The sequence below is a fragment of the Sphingomonas sp. CCH15-F11 genome, from assembly GCF_001557005.1.
In the GTDB taxonomy this organism is placed as follows: Bacteria; Pseudomonadota; Alphaproteobacteria; order Sphingomonadales; family Sphingomonadaceae; genus Sphingomonas.
Genome location: NZ_LSKG01000144.1, coordinates 9,197 through 31,750, shown reverse-complemented (window position 1 = coordinate 31,750; position 22,554 = coordinate 9,197). Strand labels below are relative to the sequence as shown.

Genomic DNA, 22,554 nt, shown 5'->3' with positions numbered 1-22,554 from the left:
AGCGCCTGCCGAATGCATCTCTGCGATTGATGTCTTCTGCAAAAGCTTGTTGGCATCGGATGCTCGCTGATCACACCTAACCCGTAATCGTGCCTCTGGCTGACATACCCGACAAACGTATAAGCTCGCCATGCGCGGGCGTCACCAACCCAATTCCGCGTGCGATCCCAAGCGCACAAGCTGCAAGGTGTCGTCATCGGGCTTGCGGTAAATCAGCACGAGGTCGGGCTTTATGTGGCAATCGCGATGGTCGCGCCAGTCGCCGGTCAGCGCATGGTCGCGGTGGCGCGGTTCAAGCGGCTCGTCGGATGCCAGCGCCTCGATGATCGGGATCAGGTCAGCGTCCAGCGTCTTGGCGTGCTGCCCCTTCTTCTCCCGCTTGTAGTCGCGCTTGAACCGCCCGAAGCGTTCAATCGTCCGCATTGAGGTCGGCCATCAGGTCGACCACCGTGGCGAACCGCTTGCCCTTTCCCTCGCGCGCTTCCTTCATGGCCTCGATCGTCTCGGCATTGGGCACCAGCGGTTCAAACGGCAAGGCCTTGTCGCGGGCAACGCGGGTCAGCATCAGGCGCACGGCATCGGAGACGGTCAGCCCCATAGCAGCCAGCACGGTCGCGGCTTCCTCCTTCACCGCTCCGTCGATCCGGGTCTGCACAAGAGCGTTTGCGGCCATGTCGATTTCCTTTCTGCATGACGATGTAATGCAAGCGAACGCAAAGTGCAATCAGGCAAAGCCCCGGCTATCGACATGGCGACCGGGCTTCGCGTTTTTCACCTTCAATGCTGTGAGTGCCATCGGTTCGGGGCCCTGATCGGGAATGTTGGGGCCGTTCTCACACTTTCGGTGGGCAAACGGTCCCACAATCGTTCCACATTTTGGGCCAAATTCAGGCAAATCAGGGAGACGACCGCGAACAACTTACAAGACAAATCGTTGCTTTTTCAGTGTAGGTAGGGGTAGGGACGCCATCAGCTCGCTTGACACAAGGTTCTACACTCGACAGCGGGGTCCTCTACCACCGGGCAATTCTGCAGGATGCTGCAAACCGCGCGATATCAATGGCGGGCGAAAATTCGCTGACCGGCGCTGCCGAAGGCCACCACCGTATAGGGTTGGCGGGCAGCGCCTGCCACTTCCATGCCCTCCGAACCGATCGGCATCCCCGCAACCGCAATGCCTTTGACGCCCGCAGGACGGGTCGCCAGCAAGCGCTTGACGTCGGATATCGGGACATGGCCCTCGATCATATAGCCATCGACGATCGCGCTGTGGCAAGATGCCAGCGTCCGGGGCATGCCGGCCTTGCGCTGAAGCTCGCTGCGCGACGCATCGTCACGCATGACGACCTTGCGTCCCAGCTTCGCGCGCACGGCCTGCGCCCACTTCTCGCAACATCCACATCCCGGATCCCGGTGGACGACGATATCACTGGCCGCAAGCGCTACGCCGGGCATGGCGAGGAACAGCAAGGCGACGAATAGGCGGGTCTTCATGAAATGACTCGCGGAAGAACGATAAGCATGGGGCAGAGGCCCCTTCTTTTCTATACGCATCAATGCGCCCCTCCCCTCATCACGCAGATGATTTTACGATGGCGGGCGGCCTCCAGGCTAGCGGCAGGGACACAAGCAGCGCTAGCGATAGACCACCAATCCCCCACAGAACGAGCGGCTGCGCCCCGGGAGCGACGATGGCTATCGCCAGCGGCGCGAGCGCCTGCCCGATGCTGGCGGCGGAATGCTGGAAACCGAGCTTCACGCCTGAAGGGGCCCCGCCGCCGCTGATCCAGAAGCTGGTGACCAATCGAAGGGTTGCCGAGCTCCAGCCGGCAGCAACGATGATCCCACTGAGCTCGGCCATACTCGCGGCGACAGGAAACATGAAAAGTGCCACAGCCAGCAGGCCCAGCGTCAATCCGGCAAGCCGCCTCGGCACAGTGACCAGCCAATCCAGCTTTGCATGGAAGATCTGTGCCGCCAGCATGCCCAATCCGCAGAGACTGAGCATCCAGGCGATCTCTTCGCGGCTCAGCGAAATGGCGCTCCGCGTCACCAGGAGATTGACATGCATCGCCGCCAGCCCGCCGCCCGCGACGATCGTGATAAAAAGCAGGATCAACGTCGCGCCGAGCGTAGGCGCGGGCAGGTCTCCGCCATCGATGCAAGGTGCACACCAGCGCGGCAGACGCACGGCGCAAAGCGCCGCCCCGACGGCACCGATGCCGAGAGCGAGGATCATGAGGGGAGCGCGGGGCAGGATCGCGGCCGAGACCTCCGCCACCAGCGGACCGGCGAGATCGCCCAGAAACACGAAGGCGGTCAGCCAGGTGAAGCGGCGCGCCTGGTCCGCGCGCCCGCTTGCGGCAAAGCTCGCGCAGAGCAAGCCCAACGGTATGATGGCGGCCGACGCCATCCCCGCCACCAGACGCAATGCATAAAGCTCAGGCAACCCGACGAGGCCGATCGGCGCGGTCACCAGCGCGAGGATGACCAGCGCTGCGCGCAACATCGCCCGATAGTCGACCCGGTCCGCGATCCAGCCCCAGAGCGGCGCCGCCAGCAAGGCTGCCAGGGGATGGACCGCGGTCAGGCTCGCGACGTGAAAATCATGAGCGCTTGACGATAGCGCGCCACGAGCCGGGTCGACCAGTGCCGGAAGGAAGGCGAGAATGGCCGTCTGTCCCGCCGACGCCGCAGCCGCCGCGAGCAACAAGACGAAAAAGGAGGCCGGCCAGCGACCGTTGGCTTGCGATCCAGCCTTGTCACGCGGCGCGTTCGCGGTCGATCCCTCGAGTGGCCATCCGCGGATCACCACCAGGCGCGCAAGCCGATCACCAGCCTGTGTTCGGAAGGCCCTTCCCTGCGCAGGCGACGGAAATCGGCCGTGCCGTCAAATGCGCGCTCCCAGACGAAGCCGATATAGGGCGCGAACTTGCGCGACACCTCGTAGCGCAACCGTCCGCTCAGCTCGACATTGCTGAAGCCGCTGCCGAGCTGCCGATCGCTCGACCGCTTCGAATAGATATTGGTTTCCACCTGCGGCGTAAGGATCAACCGATTGGTGAACAGGACCTCATAGGAGGCCTTGGCGCGCGCCGCGAGACGCCCATCGGTCCCTACATAGCCGGTGAGCTGGACGTCGAACCAATAAGGCGCCAGTCCCTCGACGCCGGCGGCCAGCCATGTCGTCGCGCCCTTGCCGAGATCCTGCCTGACCCCGAGCAGCGTGCCCCAGAACGGGTTCTTGCTGTGCCACCACAGCGCCTCGACGCTGCTCTCCGGATCGAGACGTTGGTCGCGGGAGTTCTTGAGGCCCTGGCTGCGCAGCCAGAGCTTGTCATTGTCCTGACCCTTGGTGACGAGCACGGTCCAACCCACGCCCTGACCCTCGTTGCCGCTGGCGAATTCGAGCTCATCGACAAGTATCTTGGGGATCGAGAGCTTGTCGGCCATCTCATAGCCCGGCAGCGTCGAGTTGCGATAGCCGTCGGCATAATCGTCCGAGTTGCGCGCGTCCGGCGGGGCCTTGCCACCCTGCATCGAGCCCATGTCCATCGTGGCGCCGTTACCGGACGCCTTCGTGTCGGTCATATCCATGCCCGGCATGTCCATGCCCGCATGGTCCTGAGAGCCTTGCGCGGAAGGGGTGTGCTGAGCGGGAGTGGCCGTTTGGGCAGGGGTGGCGGCGGGCGACGGGGGCGAGGCATCCTGCGCGAGGGCGGGAGCCGTGATCGCCGGCGCCAGGAAGAGGGCAGCGCCAAGAGCGATGCCGCGCGAGGGGAAAATCCGGATCATGCGACCACCACCTCCCGGAACATGCCGGCCGCCATGTGATAGAGCAGATGGCAGTGGAAGGCCCATCGGCCCATGGCGTCGGCGGTGACGCGGAAGCTCACCCGCTGGGCGGGCTGGACCACGACCGTATGCTTGCGGACCTGGAAGGCGCCGTCCGGGCCTTCGACATCGCTCCACATGCCGTGCAGATGCATCGGATGCGCCATCATCGTGTCGTTGACGAAGGTGACGCGCAGCCGCTCGTTTGGCTTGAAATGAAGCGGCCTGGAATCGTTGAGCTTGATGCCGTCGAGCGACCAGATGAACCGTTCCATATTGCCCGTCAGATGCAGCTCGATGTCGCGCTCGGGCTCGCGCGGGTCGGGATCGCCGCCCGGCGTGCGCAGATCGGCCAGCGTCAGCACGCGCCAGCCGCGCCCGCGCAGCCCGGCGCCGGGATCGTCGAGATTGGTGCGCGGATAGTCGACGCGCATGTCGGTATTGGCGCCATATTCGGTGCGGGCGTGCCGTGCCCTGGCCGGCATCTCGGTCATGCCGTGCCCGGCATGCGCGTCGCCTCCCATTGCGCCCATCGTCGCCATCGCGCCCATCATGTCGACCGGCTCGAGCCAGGTCCGGGCATCGAGCGGCGGCACGGCTGCCGCCATGCCCGGGGCCGGTGCGATCGTGCCACGCGCATAGCCGCTCCGATCGATCGCCTGCGCGAAGATGGTGCGGGCGCCGCCCTCGGGCATGGTGAACTCGACGTCGTAGGTCTCGCCCGGGCCGATCCGGAATTCCTCGACCGTGACCGGCTCGACCGGCTGCCCGTCGGTGGATACGACCGTCAGCTCGACCCCGGGGATCCGCACGTCGAAGAACGTCGCCGTCCCCGCGCCGACGAAGCGCAGGCGCACGCGCTCGCCGGGCGCGGCGATACCGGTCCAGTTGCCGGCGGGCGGCGCGCCGTTCATCAGATAGGTGTAGGTCGCGGCAGAGACATCGCTGTAGTCGGTCGGGTTCATCCGCGAGCTGTTCCACATCCGCCGCCGCTCGAGCGCCTTGCCCAAGCCCATGGTGCCGACATCCTTGAGGAAATCGCCGGCGGTCGGCTGCGCAAAATTATAGTAGCTGCTCTGCTTCTTGAGATTGAGGAAGATCTGCAACGGCGGCTCGTCCGACCAGTCGCTGAGTACGATGCAATAGTCGCGATCGGGCGCCCGCGCCGTCGGCACCTGTTTTGGCTCCACGATGATCGCTCCATAGAGTCCCGTCTGCTCGGCGAGCGTGTGAGCGTGATACCAGTAGGTTCCGCTCTGGCGGACCTCGAAGCGATAGGTGAAGGTCTCGCCCGGCGCGATGCCGGCAAAGCTGATGCCGGGCACGCCGTCCATCTCCGCCGGCACGATGATGCCGTGCCAATGGATGCTCGACATCTCCTTGAGGCCGTTGCGTACGCGCAGCGTGACCGTGTCGCCTTCGCGCAGGCGCAGGACCGGCGCGGGCACGCTGCCGTTCACGGCGGTCGCGATACGGCGTTTGCCGGTGAAGTTGACCGGCAGCTCGGCGATCTCGAGGTCGAACTCGGTCCCGCTCAGCTCAGCGGGCAAGGTTGGTGCGGATCGCGCGAGAAGCGCCGGGGCGAAACCGGCGACCGCGCCGCCGATCGCCAGCCCCTGGACGAAACGGCGCCGCGCGATCGGCCGGATATGTAAGGGAGACATGAACTGTACTTTCGCGAAGTCGGCTTCAGGCGAGGTCGAGGACGATCCGGCCCTCGATGTCGCCATGATGCATGCGGGAGAAGACGTCGTTGATGTTCTCGAGCCTGTCCGCATGGACCGTGGCCTTGACCTTGCCCTCGCCGGCGAACGCCAGTGCCTCGAGCAGATCGAGCCGCGTGCCAACGATCGAGCCGCGCACGGTAATGCCGTTCAGCACGGTGTCGAAGATCGACAACGGGAAGTCGCCCGGCGGCAGGCCGTTGAGCGCGACCGTGCCGCCGCGCCGGACCATGCCGAGCGCCTGCTGGAACGCCTTGGGCGAAACGGCGGTCACCAGCGCCCCGTGCGCGCCGCCAATGGCTTTCTTGAGCGCTGCCGAAGGGTCCTCGTTGCGCGCGTTGACCGTCAGTGTGGCGCCAAGGCGTGTAGCGAGGTCGAGCTTGCTATCGTCGATGTCGACCGCGGCCACATTGAGACCCATGGCTCGGGCATATTGCACCGCCATGTGGCCGAGCCCGCCAATGCCGGAGACGACCACCCACTCGCCGGGTCGGGCCTCGGTGGCCTTCAATCCCTTGTAGACGGTGACGCCCGCGCAGAGGATCGGCGCAATGTCGAGGAAGTCGACATTGTCGGGAAGGTGACCAACATAGTTGGGATCGGCGAGGACATATTCGGCAAAGCTGCCATTGACCGAATAGCCGGTGTTCTGCTGTTCGTGGCAAAGCGTCTCCCAGCCACCCAGGCAATGCACGCAGTGCCCGCAGGCGGTGTAGAGCCAGGGCACACCGACCCGGTCGCCTTCCTTCACATGGGTGACGCCTGCACCGACGGCGGCGACATGCCCGACGCCTTCATGGCCAGGAATGAAGGGCGGGTTGGGCTTGACCGGCCAGTCTCCTTCTGCCGCGTGCAGGTCGGTATGGCACACGCCGGTTGCCGCAATCTTGACCAGGATCTGCCCGGGGCCGACCGCCGGGATCGGCGCCTCCTCGATGACCAGGGGCTTGCCGAATTCGCGGACGACCGCCGCCTTCATGGTTTTCGCCATGTCCGTTTCTCCTTTGAGCGAGGGGTCAGAACAGGCCGAGCGCGTGCTCGTCATAGGAGACGAGCAGGTTCTTGGTCTGCTGATAATGGTCGAGCATCATCCGGTGATTTTCACGCCCGAAGCCCGACGCCTTGTATCCGCCGAAGGCGGCATGGGCGGGGTACTGATGATAGCAGTTGGTCCAGACCCGCCCGGCCTCGATCGCGCGGCCGAGCCGGTAGGCGGTGTTGCCGCTCCGGGTCCAGACGCCCGCGCCAAGACCGTAGGCGGTGTCGTTGGCAAGTGCGATCGCCTCCTCGACCGTCTTGAAGGTGGTGACCGACAGGACGGGACCGAAGATCTCCTCCTGGAAGATGCGCATGTGGTTCTGACCCACGAACACCGTCGGCTGCACGAAATAACCCTGGTCGAGCGCACCGCCCGGCAGCGCCCTGGCGCCACCGACCAGACACTGCGCGCCCTCGGCCTTGCCGATATCGATATAGCCCAGGATCTTGTGGAGCTGGTCCTCCGACGCCTGCGCGCCGACCTGGACCGAGGGGTCGAGCGGATCGCCCTGGCGGATCGCGGCGACGCGCGCCACGGCGCGCTCGATGAAGCGGTCGAAGATCGACTCATGGATCAGCGCGCGCGACGGGCAGGTGCAGACCTCGCCCTTGTTGAACGCGAACAAAGTAAAGCCTTCGAGCGCCTTGTCGAAGAAGGCATCGTCCTCGTCGAGCACGTCCGCCATGAAGATGTTGGGCGACTTGCCGCCAAGCTCCATAGTCTGGGGGATCAGATGGTCGGCAGCCGCGTGCATGATCTGCTTGCCGGTGACGGTCTCGCCGGTGAACGAGACCTTGGCGATGCGCGGATTGGCGGCGATCGCCTGGCCGACGGTCCGTCCCGGGCCGGTGACGACATTGAGCACGCCGGGCGGCAGGATGTCGGCGGTGAGCTCGGCGAACATCAGCAAGGTGAGCGGCGTCTGGGATGCGGGCTTGATGACGGTGCAGTTGCCCGCCGCCAGCGCCGGGGCGATCTTCCACGCCGCCATCAGCAGCGGGAAGTTCCACGGGATGATCTGGCCGACGACGCCGAGCGGCTCGCGGAAATGATAGGCGATGGTGTCCGCATCGATCGTCGAGATGCCGCCTTCCTCCGCCCGGATGCAGCCGGCGAAGTAGCGGAAATGGTCGATCGCAAGCGGCACGTCGGCAGCGCGGGTCTCGCGGATCGGCTTGCCGTTGTCGATCGTCTCGGCAAGCGCCAGCAGCTCCAGATTATCCTCGAGCCGGTCGGCGACGCGATTGAGAATCCTGGCGCGCTCGGCGGGCGCGATCCTTGCCCATTGATCCCTGGCGGCGTGCGCCGCATCGAGCGCGCGCTCGACATCTTCCGGCGTCGACAGCGCGAACTCGGCGATCTGGGCACCATTGATCGGGCTCTTGTCGGCGAAATACTCGCCGCTCGCAGGAGCGTTCCATCGACCACCGATGAAATTATCATAGCGGTGTCGGAAGGAGGCCGCCGCATTGATGGTCCCGATCGCCTTCTCGAACATTACCTGACTCCATCTCTATCGATGGCCTGACGGAGTAATCTCTTTGCCCGGGCGGCCTATAAGTAAGTTCCGCAGAAGGTAGTTTGGTATCGGTGTCGCGGTCTTTGAGGGTCAGACACGCCAACGGAGCCGATGAGTATTCATCGACTCCCGAACCTATTCGCGCACGCATGATCGGAATTATGCCGAGACACGCTACTCGGCTGATTCTTCTTTTGGGGAGGGCGGCGCTTGGCATTCCAATTCTGGCGTTACGCCCGGACGCGCTTTAGGCTCACCCAATCGCCTTTCTGAAGCGTCCCGTCCCTCACGCGGAAATGAGCGTAATGGTCGTCGAAAATCTGGTCGACTTCGACATGACCGACAAGGCGGCGGTGGCGCGGCGTTGCGTGATAGACTTCGAGTATCTGCCCGATGTGCGCGCCATCGGCTTTGCCCAGGCAGGCCACTGTGCCGCCCGCATCCGTACGGACGATCTTGCCGCGCATGAACAAGCTATGGCCGATACCCTGTGCGAGGAGCGGCGTGCTGCCAAAGAGCAGAAAGCCAACAGCAGCACCGACGCCAAGATGTTTTCGCATCACTGTTTCCTCTCTCACGTCAGTTGCTCGGTCCCGGCTTTGAAAGTTGGGAGCACGGGGCGACGCTGGGCATCGTCAAAGAACTGGCCCGCCGCGGGGGCGGCGGCGGGCCCTCAGCCCCGGGGGGTGTTTTATCGGGGCTGGAAACTTCACATGTCGCTCATCGGCTTGTCGGCCATGGGCTTGGCGGTCTTCTTCGCGGCCGGCTTGGCCTTCTTCATCGGCATCTTGCAGCAGCCACTCTTCGCCTTACCGGCCATGCCCGAGCCGTTCGATGCAGGCGACCCGCCGGACATGCCGGCCATCCCCGACATGCCCTTTTGATCCTGCTGGGCCGGTTGCCGCTGCTGCTTCTGCGCGCCGGCCTGATGATCCTTCATCATCTGATCGTGCATCTGCTGCCCGCCATGATCCATGCCCTGCTGGTGGGCATGGGCCGGCGCAGTCTGCGCGGGCGCGGGCGTCGACTGGGCGAGAGCGGTGCCGGCGGCGAAGGTTAGCGTCGCGAAGAGGCTGATGGTCGCCGCGCGAAATGTCGTCTGTCGCATTGAGGGTCTCCGAGTGTTCGTCCTGTTGCCCGATCGACGTTCCGATCCCGGCAATTCCGAAGCTTCAATGCTGCTAGCGAGACGCAGTCTGTATACGTAACTTACGAATCCGCTTTGGATCGCGACTAGCATGCGCGGGATCGTGCGGGGTGGACCATGGTCCAAGGTCAAGCGAATTCATGATCCCGCTTGATGGCGGCCGACAGCGAAGTGCAAAAACCAATTGGCCCGCCGTGGGAGAACGGCGGGCCAAAGCTGCAGTTGAACCAGGCCACGGTCGTTGGCCACCCAGCCTCGTGATCGGAGCTGGCTTAAGTGCAGGGTCAGCAACCGCCCCGCGACCTACGCAACATGCGGGAGGCTCCGTCCTGGGTTCCCATCTCCCGCATAGCGATCCGATGGTCCTGCATCATCTCACCGTGCATCGGCACTTCGCGGTGTCGCATTCCTTGCATCTGGGCCGTGTCGGACCGAGCCGGCGCCGGCTTCGCCTTGAGCGTCTGCTCAAGGTCCGGCATGCCCGGCGGCATCCCATCGGCGAGAACTGGCCCGGCGCCGACGGCAAGGACGCCAAAGGCTGCGAGCGAAGCGATAATCGCTGCTTTCTTGCGCAAATATGATTCCTTCAAGTCTGAGTTTCAGTTCGACCGGACACATGCCCGGTCGATTCTCGCTCCCCAGGGAGCTTGCCGTTGAGATGGTGTCGGCCTGGAGGCGGCAGTATACGTAATTTGCGAAGCCGGCGGTCAGCCTGCCATGTCCGCTTTAGTTCGGCTATTAGCAAAAGCTGGGCGCGGATGACCGAAGACGGCGGCCATCAAAGCCTCCGCCTAGCCCGAGCACTGGAAAGCGACGCCGCCTGCTGCAGTGGCAAACAGCGAAACGTAAATCGCACGCCGCTTTTGCTTCGGCGCGATCGTGGCAAGGCTCACCGCCGAACCAGCCACTCGGACTGGCCCAGGTTAAATTGTCGGAATAGACGCTCGCTCGGATCGGTGCCGCAGTGATTGAACGCTCGCCTGGCTGATGATTGATCAACTGGCGAGGGCCGCAACCAGCTTAGAAGGGCAATTTTTTCTTCCCAGAGGGGGCGGGCACAAAAGCGATCGGTTCGGGTATTACGGATATTGCCCTCCCGAGCGCCCTTTAAGGGAAGAGCGGCGCTTCGCCTCGGTGGATCTCATCGGGATCGAGAAAAGCGCGTTTGCGTCAGTTTCACGATTGCTCAGGAGGGGCTTCGAAATGACTTTTCTGAGCCGGCGAACTCTCTTGGCGGGCGGAGGCCTCCTGCTGGGGGCGGCATGCACGCGCAGATTTGCGACGCCGGACCAAGCAGGCACGCTGCCCATTCCTCGCCTGTTAGATGCACGCGACCATGGGCAGAGAATTGGACTGAGGGCGCAGGAAGGGGAAACCACTTTCTTCCCAGGGCGGCGGAGCGCCACCATGGGATACAACGGCAGCTATCTCGGCCCGACTCTGCGGGTACATCGCGGGGACGACGTGACGGTGACTGTCAGCAACAATCTGTCTGCTGATACCACGGTTCACTGGCACGGGCTGCTCGTACCGGGAGAGCTGGACGGCAGCCCCCACCAGACCATTAGTCCAGGCGAGACTTGGCGTCCGACGCTGCCGATCCGTCAGCCGGCGGCCACTCTCTTTTATCATTCCCATGCACACGGCCGAACGGCGGAGCAGGTCTATGCAGGCCTAGCGGGATTGCTCTTCGTCACCGACGAGGAAGAGCAAGGTCTCGGTTTGCCTTCAGATTACGGCGTCGACGATCTACCAATATTGATCCAGGATCGGCAGTTCGTGGATGGCCGTCTGGTGTTACCGGCGGGCATGATGGTGGCGTTGGACGGGAGGCGGGGCAACGTTATTCTCGTAAACGGCGCGTACAACCCGCGAGCAGACGTTCCCAGAAGCTTAGTGCGGCTGCGGCTTGTAAATGGTTCGAATGCCCGGACTTACGATCTTTCGTTCAGCGACGGACGAGCCTTTTATTGGATCGGCACCGAGGGCGGCCTTTTGGAAAAGTCCGTTGAATTGCAGTCCCTCACTCTGGCCTCCGGTCAGCGGGCGGAGATCTTGGTGGACTTCAGCGATGGCAAACCGGTCTCGTTGGTCTCGGCTCCGGACCAAAGCACCCTGAGGATGCATGGCATGGGCATGATGCATCGGCACGAGGCTAGCGAAAACAACGCAGGCAATGAAACTGTCCTCACATTCTCACCGCGCTTGGCATCGAGCAAGCGAGGTAGCACCACGCTTCCGCTCCTCTTGGCGTCCCGCGCGGTGCCAAATCCGGCGACGGTCGTCGCACGGCGACGTCTGGTGCTCAACATGAGGCTGGGGGGCATGATGGATAGCGACGAAGAGCCGCTAACGATCAACCACAGGCGATTCGATATGGATCGAATCGATGAGGAGGTCGAGCTTGGCGCCGTCGAGATATGGAAAGTCTCCGGGCAGAAAATGGCCCATCCCTTCCACATTCATGGAGTGCACTTCGACGTGCTAAGTCGCGATGGCGAGGAGCCAGATCTTCTTGATCAGGGGCCACGTGACACCATCGTCGTGGACGAACCGGTCGAGTTATTAATCCGCTTCGACCAGCCTGCTTCAAAGGCGCCCTTCCTGTTCCATTGCCATATCCTGGAGCACGAGGACGAAGGCATGATGGGTCAGTTTTCCGTGACGTAGTGGGAACAACTCAAGAATCGAAATCCCGCATATGCCAATAAGGGGGCAATGCTCGACGTATGACTTCGAACTCCACTCTCGTTTTTGTTCCCTTTTCGGGCTTGGGCCAGAACGTTTCGCACATCTCGATCGAAGGCATTCGATCATCCCGGACACTTGTGCATCACATGACGAACCCTGCGGTTCGTCACGGCCACTAGGCGCCGCGGGCCGCGCTCTATAATGACCATACGCTTGTCGGGCCGTCCCGCGGCCGCTGTCAGTACTCGCGGCAATGAGTAATAGATGGTATCGCCGCGTTCATACCACTTTCCTCCGCCAAGCGGCGTCTGGTCAGGCAATCGGATTTCGCTGTAAGATCCGTTGCGATTAAGAACCCAGGCCATCCCCGACTTACAGCCGGATCGGCCATCAAATGACCAGACACCCGCGAGCTTGGTGGTCGAGGTATCTTCCCCTGCGGGAACGACCCTGGCCGGCGAAGGTAGCGTTGGCACAGTGAGCGCGGCGAAAATCGCCCAGATGGAACACGACCACCGTGTGAAAGTGAGCAGCCGGCATCGAAATAACCCGTTAAGCGCGATCGTCATACTATTTCCTTCCAATCCACACTCACTGCGCTGAGAGCTTCGTTGGTTGCCCTTGGCAGACTATGCAGACCATCTGCCGGCGGTAATGCGTATTTGCCGCTAGACAGAAGGGACGCCTGCCACGGCATCTGATCGCAGATCGCCCAGGACAAGGCAGGCGGCGCAGAACTTGGGATGACGGTGATCGGCTCATGCGCAGGGCAAGCGAGCGACCATATGAGCGGTAACGGGGGCGACGAGTTCGCTTCCGGACGAGGAAAAGGTGGCCCGGTGACCTTCACTCTATCCCGACATGTTGGTTTGGACGCTCAAGCCGGGTACCGAGGCGGAGGCATATAGGCCCGCCCGATGTACTAGTCGCAAGCGACCGGCTTTCGGTTCTGATGCTCTTGCGACCCGGTCAACCGACCGATCGCCATTCGTATATATCACAATTTCGCGGGTCGTTCCCCCCAGATAGGGTCAGAGCAGGTTCGAGTCGTGGAGGGTACGCCAGGCCGAAATGCCGGATGTTCCCGCTGTCCTAGCCGCCACGAATTCGATGGAGATCCAAGGCAAGAGGAGCATTTGATGTCAGCCGCTTCAGCATTTCCAGCTCTGGCGCAGGCGTCCCCCCGACCGCAGTCCGGGATTGTCGCCTGCATCGATTGCTCCGATCATGATGCGTGGATCTACTCACACGCTCGTGCGCTCGCGACAACGCTCGACGTTCCTATTACCCTGCTACAAGTACTTGACGGCGAGGGCTCGACGCGCTCTCGTCCAGACCCGATTGAATGTAACCTCCGGCGGCGCGAAGCCCTGCGCGCCCTCGATCGATGCGCCGCCGCGACCAGCGCACCTCCAACCAAAACCTCCATCGAACTGGCCGAAGGCCAAACCGCGGAGGAAATTTGCCGCTTTGTCCGAGAGTGCGACGACGGCATGGTCGTACTGGGAAGACGAGGCAGGCAAGAGGCCGGTCGCCCGGGCATGGGGGCAACCGTGCACAAGGTGCTCATGCAGACGCCAGCCCCGGTCCTGCTCGTACCGGTAGAGGCCCCGCTTCCGGCAGCGCCCTACAGAAGGGTTGTGGTGCCGCTTGACGGCTCTCGCTGGGCTGAGAGCGTGCTGCCCCTAGCTGTGCGTCTTGCGAAGGCCTCGGAAGCGGAACTCCTGCTTGTCCATGTCGTCCCTACGCCCGAGATGATCGAGGCACGGCCCCTGGAAGTCGAGGACAAGAAGCTTCAACAAGCCCTTATAGAGCGAAATGAGCAAGCAGCACGCAGCTACCTGGATCGAACGAAATCCAACCTCTCGGCGTCCGGTCTACGAATGCGTACGATTTCGATCCGTGGCGAGGATGTACGCGAGGTGCTGTGCGATCTTATTCAGCGCGAGAGGGCCGATATTGCCGTCCTGTCCGCGCGCGGCCACAGCCATCGGCATGTTTCCGACGTACCCTATGGAACGGTCGCCTCCTACCTGATGACGCATTGCAATGTACCAATGCTCGTAACGCCTGCGACAATCCGCTCGGGAAACGCGCAGATCGCCGTAGGGCATAATTGCCTCCGGCTACCCCTCGCCGCCCAAGCCTGATCATGGCCGATATTGAGGGGACCGACCCTATTTCGGGGGCGGCCGACGAGACCGCCACACGACACCAGCTGACAGGATTGATCAGTCGCTCAGCGCCTCTTCCCATCTGGGCGCATCTCGACGCCATGAAAGACTGGCTGGCTCGAGCCCGCCAGGCAGCCACGCAAGCCGACCAGCGCGGCAGCGCCGCAGCCGAATGGCTACTCGACAACGACTATCAGATCCAGCGCGCGATCCTGCAAATTGGTGAGGGTCTTCCGAAGGCTTTCTACGCGAAACTTCCCGGTCTTGCTGAAGACGGCCTCAGGCGACCGCGCGCCCATCAAGTCGCGCGGTCTCTGCTTCTGGCGTCTCACCTGCAGGTCTCACTGTCCTCGGCTGTCGAATTCGTCGTTCGATATCAGAATAGGATGCCGCTCAGCATCGCTGAAACCTGGGCGATTCCTACGATGCTGCGTATCGTTTGTCTTGAAATGATCGTTACGGGTTTCACCCAGCTTTTTCCTCAAGTCGCTCCCCCTTTTGCACTAACGGACTCTCCCGACGTCGCGACCGGGGGATTCGACAACACGGAGTGCGTGGCACGCGGCATAGCCAATCTTGCCGTGATCGCGACCATCCAATGGAACGACTTTTTCGACAGAACCAGCCAGGTCGAGGCGATCCTGAAGCGTGATCCTGCAGGAATTTATCCGCGCATGGATTTCGCTACTCGCGACCAATATCGTCACGCGGTAGAACGGCTCGCAGCGCGATCCGGCCTCCTGGAACGAGAGGTTGCCCAGCGCGCTCTGCGACAGTGTCAAAGTAGTGAAGAGGCCCCCTCGGGGCATGTCGGTTATTGGCTCATCGATGCCGGCCTGCCTGCTTTCACGGATGCACTCGATCCCCGCCCATGGACACCCGGTTCGATTCTGCGACGCATATTGCGTCATAAGGGTATGCTTTACGCGACCGCGCTGGTGTTTGCCGGTATCGCGGCCTCTGCAGTTCCTGCAGCATATATGTCCTCGACCGGACCGTCTCCCTTATCCTGGCTGCTGTGTATCGCACTGACGCTGCTGCCGGCTTCCATCCTCAGCATCACCTTTGTGAATTGGATGGTCACGCAAATCGTTCCTCCATGCGTGCTTCCCAAGCTGGAATTCAAGAAAGGAATTCCCGGAGATTGTGCGACGGCCATCGCAATCCCCGTTCTCGTCGCTCGGACCTCCGACATCGCTCCCCTTCTTGAGCGACTTGAGGCGCATCGCCTAGCCAACCCTGATGAAGCGCTGGAGTTCGTTCTCCTGACCGACTTCGCCGATGCCGCAACCGCCAGGGTTCTGGGCGACGATGAGATCGAGCAGATGCTGGTACGAGGCATCGAAGAATTGAATGCCCGCTACAAGGACGCAAGGGGCAATGGACCTTTTCATCTGCTCCACCGACCGCGCCTCTTCAACGAGGCGCAGGGCTGTTGGATGGGCTGGGAGCGTAAGCGAGGTAAGCTGGAGCAGTTCAACGCCTATATCCTGCGCGGCGACGCCACTGCATTCCATTTGACCACCGGCAAGGTGGAAAGGCTGCGGCGATGCCGCTTCGTACTGACGGCAGACGCAGATACCAGACTTCCGGGTGGTGTGGTGCGCCGTCTGGTCGGCACTCTCGCCCATCCACTCAATCGGGCTCATTTTGCCCCCGACACCGGCATTGTGGAACGAGGCTACACTATCCTTCAACCTCGCGTTGAACTAGGGCCGGAGGGCCCCGAGCAATCCCTGTTCGCTCGCCTCTACGGCGGCGATACTATGATCGACATCTACTCTCGCGCGGTTTCCGACGTGTACCAGGACCTTCTGGGCACCGGCGTGTTTGTGGGCAAAGGCCTCTACGATGTGGCGGCATTCGAACGGAGTCTGGAGGGCCGTGTCCCAGAGAATGCTTTGCTTAGCCATGACCTGTTCGAGGGGCTTCATGGGCGCGCGGCGCTCGTTAGCGACGTCATTGTCTACGAGCGCTTTCCGACCGGGTATCTCGACTTTTCCGCGCGCTGGCACCGCTGGGTGCGGGGTGATTGGCAAATCCTGCCCTGGCTGTTTCCTTTTGTCCCAGGGCGTGACGGCCGATGGCTGCGCAATCGGCTTGGGTGGTTCGACAGGCTCAAGATCTTCGACAATCTAAGGCGCAGTCTGGTACCCGCCAGCATCGTTGCCTTGCTCCTAGGCGGTTGGTTCCTGTTTCACGGTCGACCCTGGGTCTGGACATTGCTCGCGATCGTCGCGCCCGGGGCTTATCTTTTTACCGATCTCGTAACGGGCTTCGCTCAGGGCCGCCGTCGCGGCGTCATGCAGCGCGTCCTGCGGCGCCTCACGGATCATCTCGGACGCTGGATTTTAGCCATCGCCTTCCTCGTCAGCGACGCATACATCGCGCTGCACGCCATAGCCGTCACGATCTGGCGGCTGCAATCGGGGCGGCGGCGGCTCGAATGGACCTCGGCCGCTCATATGGCCACGCGAAACGCGGCGCGCCATCCGCGATTGGCGGCGTGGCGCGACATGTGGAGCTCGCCCCTTCTTGCGGTGCTTATAGCTGGCGCATTACTCGCTTATGCGCCGGGATCGATGCCTGTCGCGGCGCCGCTATTGCTGCTCTGGTTCTTCGCACCCGAGATCGCGGTTTGGATCAGCCGCCCGCGTAGACCACCGATCGAGGCGCTTACCGAAGCAGACAGGAGATTTCTCAGACTCGTCGCTCGGCGCACCTGGCTTTTTTTTGAAACCTTCGTCCGGCCCGAGGACAATTGGCTGCCTCCCGACAACTACCAGGAGCCGCCCGACGAGGACACCGCTCACCGAACGTCGCCTACCAACATCGGCATGTTGATGGTGTCGATCCTGACAGCGTGGCGGCTTGGGCATATCGGTCTCAACGAGCTGGCTACCCGTCTTGGCGACACGTTCGATACGCTTGACCGGCTCGAACGCTACCGCGGCCACATTCTCAACTGGTATGATACCAGGACGCTCGCTCCCCTTGAGCCACGTTACATTTCCACGGTCGACAGCGGCAATCTTGCCGTCAGCCTGATTACCGTTGCCCAGGCTCTTCGAGATGCTGGGAGGGCACCGCCGGTAGGCCGCGAGCTCTGGCAAGGCCTAGAAGATATCATCGGGCTGCTCTCCCAGGCGATCCGGTCTATCGGGACCGAAGCGGGCTCAACGGCCGGTGTGATCCTGGCTACCGTCGGCGAGACGGTGAAGCGGGTTTCGGACGATGAGCGCGAATGGCTCAGGGGGATCGACGATCTCATTTCGGCCGACTTGCCGAGACTGCGCGAGCAGGTGGGCGTGATGGCCGCGAGCGTTGCCGAAGCCGACGTCGGCATCTTGCGCGAAGTGCAAGTCTGGCTCGAGCGGCTCGAGCATCACGTGTCCGGGATACGTCGCGATTTGCAGGTTTTCTGCCCGTGGTGGGAAGTTATAACCGACCATCCCACAGACTGCGCGGAAACCGCAGCCAAGGTCGCCGATTTCATGGCTGGCGGCTCGGCGACGCCATCCGATTCGCGCACCGCGCACGTCATCAGCCTGCTCAGCGCGACCAAGGAAGGCGGATTATCCGACGCGGCCCGTCAATGGGTCGACAAGATGCTGGCTGCCATCGCGGAAGGGCAGGCCGTCTCGCGCGAGCTTCATGGTCGCTTCGACAGCCTTGCCCGCCGGGCCAACGTCAGTGCGCACGCGATGGACTTTTCACTTCTGCTTGATGAAGGTAGCCGGCTCTTTCACATCGGCTACAACGTCAGCGCCGACCGCATAGACGCGCATCACTACGATCTCCTCGCCAGCGAAGCACGGCTCGCCAGCTTCTTCGCCATTGCGAAGGGCGATATCGATCCTTCCCACTGGTTCCACCTCGGTCGCCCCATCACGAAACAGGAGGCCGGGCTTGCGCTGCTGTCCTGGAATGGCTCGATGTTCGAATATCTGATGCCAAACATCTTTTTGCACAGCGATCCCGGCACGCTGCTTGGTATGAGCGACCGAACAGCCGTCAGCATCCAGGCCGCCTTCGGCAAATCGCACAAAATCCCTTGGGGAATCTCCGAATCATCGTTCGCCTCGATGGGGTCTGATCGCATCTATCGCTATCACGCCTTCGGCGTCCCTGCCCTCGGACTTCAACGTGGCCTCGGCCACGACCTCGTCGTGAGCCCCTACGCAACGGCGCTTGCGCTTATGATCCGGCCAGCACTTGCGACAATCAACCTCAAGCTGCTGGCCGAGCTGGGGTTAATTGGACGGTTCGGCTTCTTCGAAGCCGCCGATTTCACGCCGGCCCGCCTGCCGGCGGGCGAGCGGTTCGCTATCGTCCGCTCGTACATGGCGCACCACCATGGCATGAGTCTCGCCGCGCTGGGAAATGCACTGTGCGACAACATGCTAGTGCGCTGGTTCCATGCGGACCCTTACGTCGGCACCGTCGATCTCCTGCTCAACGAACGCATACCGTGGGAGCTTCCGCCAGAAATTGCACGAGTAGAGGTTCGCGACCCGCCCGCTCACGCCGAAGGGAACATCCCGGCGCTGCACAGTTGGTCGCCAGACCGACCGTCGGGGCAGCATGCTTGGCACATCCTCGGCAACGGCCGGCTTTCGAGCCGAATCCGCACGGACGGTGCCGGGGGTCTAAGCTGGAATCAGCATGCGCTTACCCGCATCGAACCTGCAGATGACCAAGCAGGCTTCTGGCTCTATCTGCATGATCTCGATCAAGGCGATATCTGGTCGGCAACAGGGGGGCCATTCCCCGCCATCGGCGAGCCGCCGGAGGTCATGTTCCATGCCCATCAGGTCGAATTCCGTCAGCGTTCGCGCGGTCTGTCGATCTCGACGCTAGTCAACGTTGCCCATGGCGACGATCTCGAAATCAGACGCATCGCGCTCGTCAATGAGGAGGATCGTGCCCGGACAATCGAACTGACGGGCTACGTCCAGGTGGTGCTCGCCCCACCCCAGGATGCCGCTCGGCATCCTGCTTTCAGCAAGCTGTTCGTGGGCGCTGAAGCCTTGCCCGGAGGCGATGGACTCGTGTTCATGCGCCGACCGCGCAATCCCGACGAGCGGCCTCCGGTTTTGCTGATTCGCATAATCGGAGATGACGAAGGAGTCGCCTTGCTCGGACTTGAGGCTGATCGAAGAGCCTTCATCGGTCGCCATGGCAACGTCACGCATCCTACCGCGATGACAGAGGAGCCTCTGATTGGCGCATTGGGCTGGTCGCTCGATCCGATCTGCGCGATCAGGGCAAAGGTCATGCTGCCGCCGCACGGGCGCCGCGAACTCGCTTTCGTCACGATCGCGGCGGGATCGCGTCAGTCGGCGCTAGACCTGGCCGACCGCTATGCAACGTTGTCCGCGCTGGATTGGGTGGTTAGCGATTCCATCGCGGCAAAAGCGCGCGAGATGCACGACCTGGGCCTACAGCCACAGTTCGTACCTCAGGTACAGGCCCTCCTTTCCCATCTTTTTACTGCCCGCACAAACCCTGCACCCGGAGGTGAACGGCTCTTCCGGCAGGTCGATCTCTGGTCGCTTGGTATTTCAGGCGATCATCCCATCGTGATGCTGCGCGCCGGCACCGCGGAACAGACCGGTATGCTCCGCTTCGTTCTCGCTGCGCATTGGCTCGGCCACCAGCGCGGCATCCTCTTCGATCTCGCGATCGTCCACGAGGGCACCTCAGGTTACGTCGAACCGGTCCGCGAGCGCCTTCTGGAAGTCCTGAGAGACGCCGGCGCGCAGGAACGTCTTGGCACCCATGGCGGCATCCACCTAGTGGGCGTCAGCTCCTCCGATCACGAGCGCGTGGCGCTCCTCGAGCAGGCCGCCAAGCTGATCCTTGAAGACGACGGCGTCACGCTTGCCGACCAGCTCGCCCGGGTAGATCAACCTCCGCACCCCGGCCCGCCGTTTGCCCCAGTCGGCACCAACGTGCCGCCAGCCACCTCCGCACCCGTGCCGCGGTCCGTAGATCTCCTCTTCGACAACGGCTGGGGCGGCTTTGCGCCTGATACTGGCGACTATGTGATCAACCTAGAGCCCGACGCTCCCACCCCGGCTCCGTGGTCCAATGTCCTGGCCAACGACGCGTTCGGCACGATCGTTACTGAGGCCGGGCTTGGCTTCGCCTGGGCGATCAACAGCGGCGAGAACAGACTCACGCCCTGGTTCAATGATCCCGTCGAGGATCCCCAAGGTGAACGGCTCTATCTGCGCGACGAGGAGAACGGGCGGCTCTGGACCCCGACACCCTTGCCATCGGGCGGCGGCTCCGCGTGCCGCATTCATCATAGTCCCGATCGGACCATATGGCACCGCCACAGCGAAGGCCTGGAGCAGGAGCTGTCGACCTTCGTGCCAATCGACGATCCGGTAAAACTGGTGCGTCTGCGCCTACGCAATCAAACGCCACGCTCGCGCCGGATCACGGCGACCTACTATGCGGAATGGCTCCTGGGCGCGGTGAGGGGCGAGCAAGCCCCTTTTCGCACATCGCGCTATGACCCGGCCTCCCATGCAATTCTCGCACGCAATTCCTGGACGGACGAGTTCGGCGATCGCGTCGCCTTTCTTGCCACGACCCAGGCCGTTCATAGCTTCACTACCTCACGCCGCGATTTTCACGGTGTTGTTGCCGACCCGGCCCGACCGCTCGGCCTGCTCAACTGGGATCTGGGCAACCGCCAGGATTCTGCCGGCGACGATTGCTGCGGCGCCCTCCAGGTGCATCTCGATATCCCCCCTGAAGGAACCGTCGAAGTTTGTTTCATCCTCGGCCAGGGTGATAACCTCGAGCACGCAATCCAACTTATCCGGCATTGGCAATCGCCGTCCATCATCGAGACTGCTGCCCGGGTTCGCGTAGCGGACTGGGCCGATCGGTTGGAAAAGGTTCAGGTCAAGACACCCGATCCTGCCTTCGACCTGATGGTCAACCGGTGGCTGCCTCACCAATCGCTAAGTGCCCGCGTGCGCGCTCGCGCCGGTTTCTATCAGGCCAGTGGCGCGTTCGGATTTCGCGATCAGCTCCAGGACGTCCTTGCCCAGATCCAGGTCGATCCGAACGCAACGCGGCAACATATCCTCGCCGCCGCTGCGCACCAATTCGAAGAGGGCGACGTACTCCATTGGTGGCACCCGCCTTCGGACCGCGGGGTCCGAACCCGCTGCTCCGACGATCTCGTCTGGCTTCCTTATGCCGTCGCGCACTATGTCGAGGCGACCGGCGACAAATCCATTCTGGACGAAGAAATTCCATTTCTGAGAGCGCCGCCGCTCGCGGCCGGCGAGGCCGATCGTTACGCCCGATTTGAAGTTACCGACTATAAGCAATCGCTGTTCGTTCACTGCGACCGCGCGCTTGCCCATGCCTATCGCCTCGGAGCTCACGGCCTTCCCCTGATCGGCAGCGGGGATTGGAATGACGGCATGGATCGGGTCGGCGAGCGGGGACGCGGCGAGAGCATATGGCTGGCCTGGTTCCTCATCGCAACTATCCGGAACTTCACACTGCACTGCGTCGATGAGCGGCAAACCGAGTTTCGTGATCGCTGGGAAGCGCGTGTCGAAGCGCTCGCCGCAGCGGTCGAGCAGTCTGGCTGGGATGGCGAATGGTATCTGCGCGCCTTTGATGACGACGGCAGGCCTTGGGGCACATCCCAGGAGCAGGAATGTCGCATCGATTCCATCGCTCAATCCTGGTCCGTTCTCTCAAATGCTGCAGATCCGGAGCGAGCCAGAACGGCGCTCGCGTCGGCCAGGCGCTACCTAGTACGCAACGATGATACCCTCATACGCCTGCTCGATCCCCCCTTCGACCACACGCCGCGCGAACCGGGCTATATCAAGGCCTATCCGCCTGGCGTCCGGGAGAATGGCGGGCAATATACCCATGCGGCAACGTGGCTCGCGATCGCGTTCGCACGGATACGCGACGGCGACGTGGCCAAATCACTGTTCGACCGAATTAGCCCGATAACGCACAGTTCGACACGCGAAGGCGCAGAGCATTATCGAACCGAGCCATATGCTGTCGCGGGCGACATCGCCGGTGTGGCACCCCATCTCGGCCGCGGCGGCTGGACTTGGTATACAGGCGCCGCAGGTTGGACATGGCGGCTGGCCGTTGAAGAAATTCTGGGCGTTCGCTTAATCGGCGGCAAAATACAGATACGTCCAGCAATGCCGAAAAACTGGCACAAAGCGGAATTGACGCTCCGGCGCGCCGACGGAGCCATCCAGATAACGATCGAAACGGACCCGTCTCTTGAAGGTGACGGAGAGGAAATTACCATTGACGGCAAGCTCCTGCGAGAACCCGGGGTTTGCTTTCCCCACGACGGCGCGACGCGGATTGTGCTCGTGCGGGTTCCGCTAAAGGCCTGACGTTGATTCGACAACGGC

Annotated in this window: 15 protein-coding genes; 6 read left to right on the top strand and 9 right to left on the bottom strand. The window is 62.6% G+C overall.

Annotated elements, in window-relative coordinates; all coding sequences use genetic code 11:
• Window positions 1-141: 141 nt before the first annotated feature.
• From AX709_RS14850 to AX709_RS19225, 9 genes are all read right to left on the bottom strand, one after another.
• On the bottom strand, window positions 142-423 hold the full coding sequence (locus tag AX709_RS14850; RefSeq protein ID WP_004212690.1) for a type II toxin-antitoxin system YafQ family toxin: 282 nt from the start codon (window positions 421-423) through the stop codon (window positions 142-144).
• On the bottom strand, window positions 410-673 hold the full coding sequence (locus tag AX709_RS14845; protein ID WP_004212689.1) for a type II toxin-antitoxin system RelB/DinJ family antitoxin: 264 nt from the start codon (window positions 671-673) through the stop codon (window positions 410-412). Before AX709_RS14845 ends, AX709_RS14850 begins: the two co-directional genes overlap by 14 nt.
• Before the next feature lie 383 nt (window positions 674-1,056).
• Window positions 1,057-1,494 carry a DUF411 domain-containing protein gene (locus tag AX709_RS14840; protein ID WP_007683347.1) on the bottom strand — a complete coding sequence of 146 codons (438 nt, stop codon included), beginning with the start codon at window positions 1,492-1,494 and terminating at the stop codon, window positions 1,057-1,059.
• A gap of 79 nt (window positions 1,495-1,573) precedes the next feature.
• Window positions 1,574-2,815, bottom strand: coding sequence for an MFS transporter (locus tag AX709_RS14835; protein ID WP_007683345.1), 1,242 nt, complete (start codon window positions 2,813-2,815; stop codon window positions 1,574-1,576).
• On the bottom strand, window positions 2,809-3,795 hold the full coding sequence (locus tag AX709_RS14830; protein ID WP_004212678.1) for a copper resistance protein B: 987 nt from the start codon (window positions 3,793-3,795) through the stop codon (window positions 2,809-2,811). Before AX709_RS14830 ends, AX709_RS14835 begins: the two co-directional genes overlap by 7 nt.
• Window positions 3,792-5,498 carry a copper resistance system multicopper oxidase gene (locus tag AX709_RS14825; RefSeq protein WP_015449263.1) on the bottom strand — a complete coding sequence of 569 codons (1,707 nt, stop codon included), beginning with the start codon at window positions 5,496-5,498 and terminating at the stop codon, window positions 3,792-3,794. The genes AX709_RS14830 and AX709_RS14825 overlap by 4 nt, the downstream gene beginning before the upstream one ends.
• A gap of 25 nt (window positions 5,499-5,523) precedes the next feature.
• A complete protein-coding gene (gene adhP, locus AX709_RS14820; RefSeq protein WP_037569599.1) occupies window positions 5,524-6,549 on the bottom strand; it encodes an alcohol dehydrogenase AdhP in 1,026 nt (341 codons plus the stop codon).
• Window positions 6,550-6,574: 25 nt separating this feature from the next.
• Entirely contained in the window at window positions 6,575-8,095 is a 1,521-nt protein-coding gene (locus AX709_RS14815; RefSeq protein ID WP_066550558.1) for an aldehyde dehydrogenase family protein, read from the bottom strand.
• 251 nt (window positions 8,096-8,346) lie between these two features.
• Window positions 8,347-8,676 carry a hypothetical protein gene (locus AX709_RS19225; RefSeq protein WP_021224454.1) on the bottom strand — a complete coding sequence of 110 codons (330 nt, stop codon included), beginning with the start codon at window positions 8,674-8,676 and terminating at the stop codon, window positions 8,347-8,349.
• A gap of 153 nt (window positions 8,677-8,829) precedes the next feature.
• Here AX709_RS19225 and AX709_RS19220 point away from each other — a divergent pair, with 153 nt between their 5' ends.
• From AX709_RS19220 to AX709_RS14790, 6 genes are all read left to right on the top strand, one after another.
• Entirely contained in the window at window positions 8,830-9,000 is a 171-nt protein-coding gene (locus AX709_RS19220) for a hypothetical protein (protein WP_231727543.1), read from the top strand.
• Complete coding sequence (locus AX709_RS14805; protein ID WP_007406401.1) at window positions 8,997-9,176, top strand: hypothetical protein; 180 nt, start codon at window positions 8,997-8,999, stop codon at window positions 9,174-9,176. The genes AX709_RS19220 and AX709_RS14805 overlap by 4 nt, the downstream gene beginning before the upstream one ends.
• A 446-nt stretch (window positions 9,177-9,622) precedes the next feature.
• On the top strand, window positions 9,623-9,844 hold the full coding sequence (locus AX709_RS18985) for a hypothetical protein (protein ID WP_046765852.1): 222 nt from the start codon (window positions 9,623-9,625) through the stop codon (window positions 9,842-9,844).
• Window positions 9,845-10,250: 406 nt separating this feature from the next.
• Window positions 10,251-11,933 (top strand): multicopper oxidase family protein, encoded by a 1,683-nt coding sequence (locus tag AX709_RS14795; protein ID WP_021243539.1) that lies wholly within the window; start codon window positions 10,251-10,253, stop codon window positions 11,931-11,933.
• Window positions 11,934-13,093: 1,160 nt separating this feature from the next.
• Window positions 13,094-14,104 (top strand): universal stress protein, encoded by a 1,011-nt coding sequence (locus tag AX709_RS18335; protein WP_082731803.1) that lies wholly within the window; start codon window positions 13,094-13,096, stop codon window positions 14,102-14,104.
• Between the two features lie 2 nt (window positions 14,105-14,106).
• A complete protein-coding gene (locus AX709_RS14790) occupies window positions 14,107-22,536 on the top strand; it encodes a GH36-type glycosyl hydrolase domain-containing protein (RefSeq protein WP_040602510.1) in 8,430 nt (2,809 codons plus the stop codon).
• Window positions 22,537-22,554: the final 18 nt, after the last annotated feature.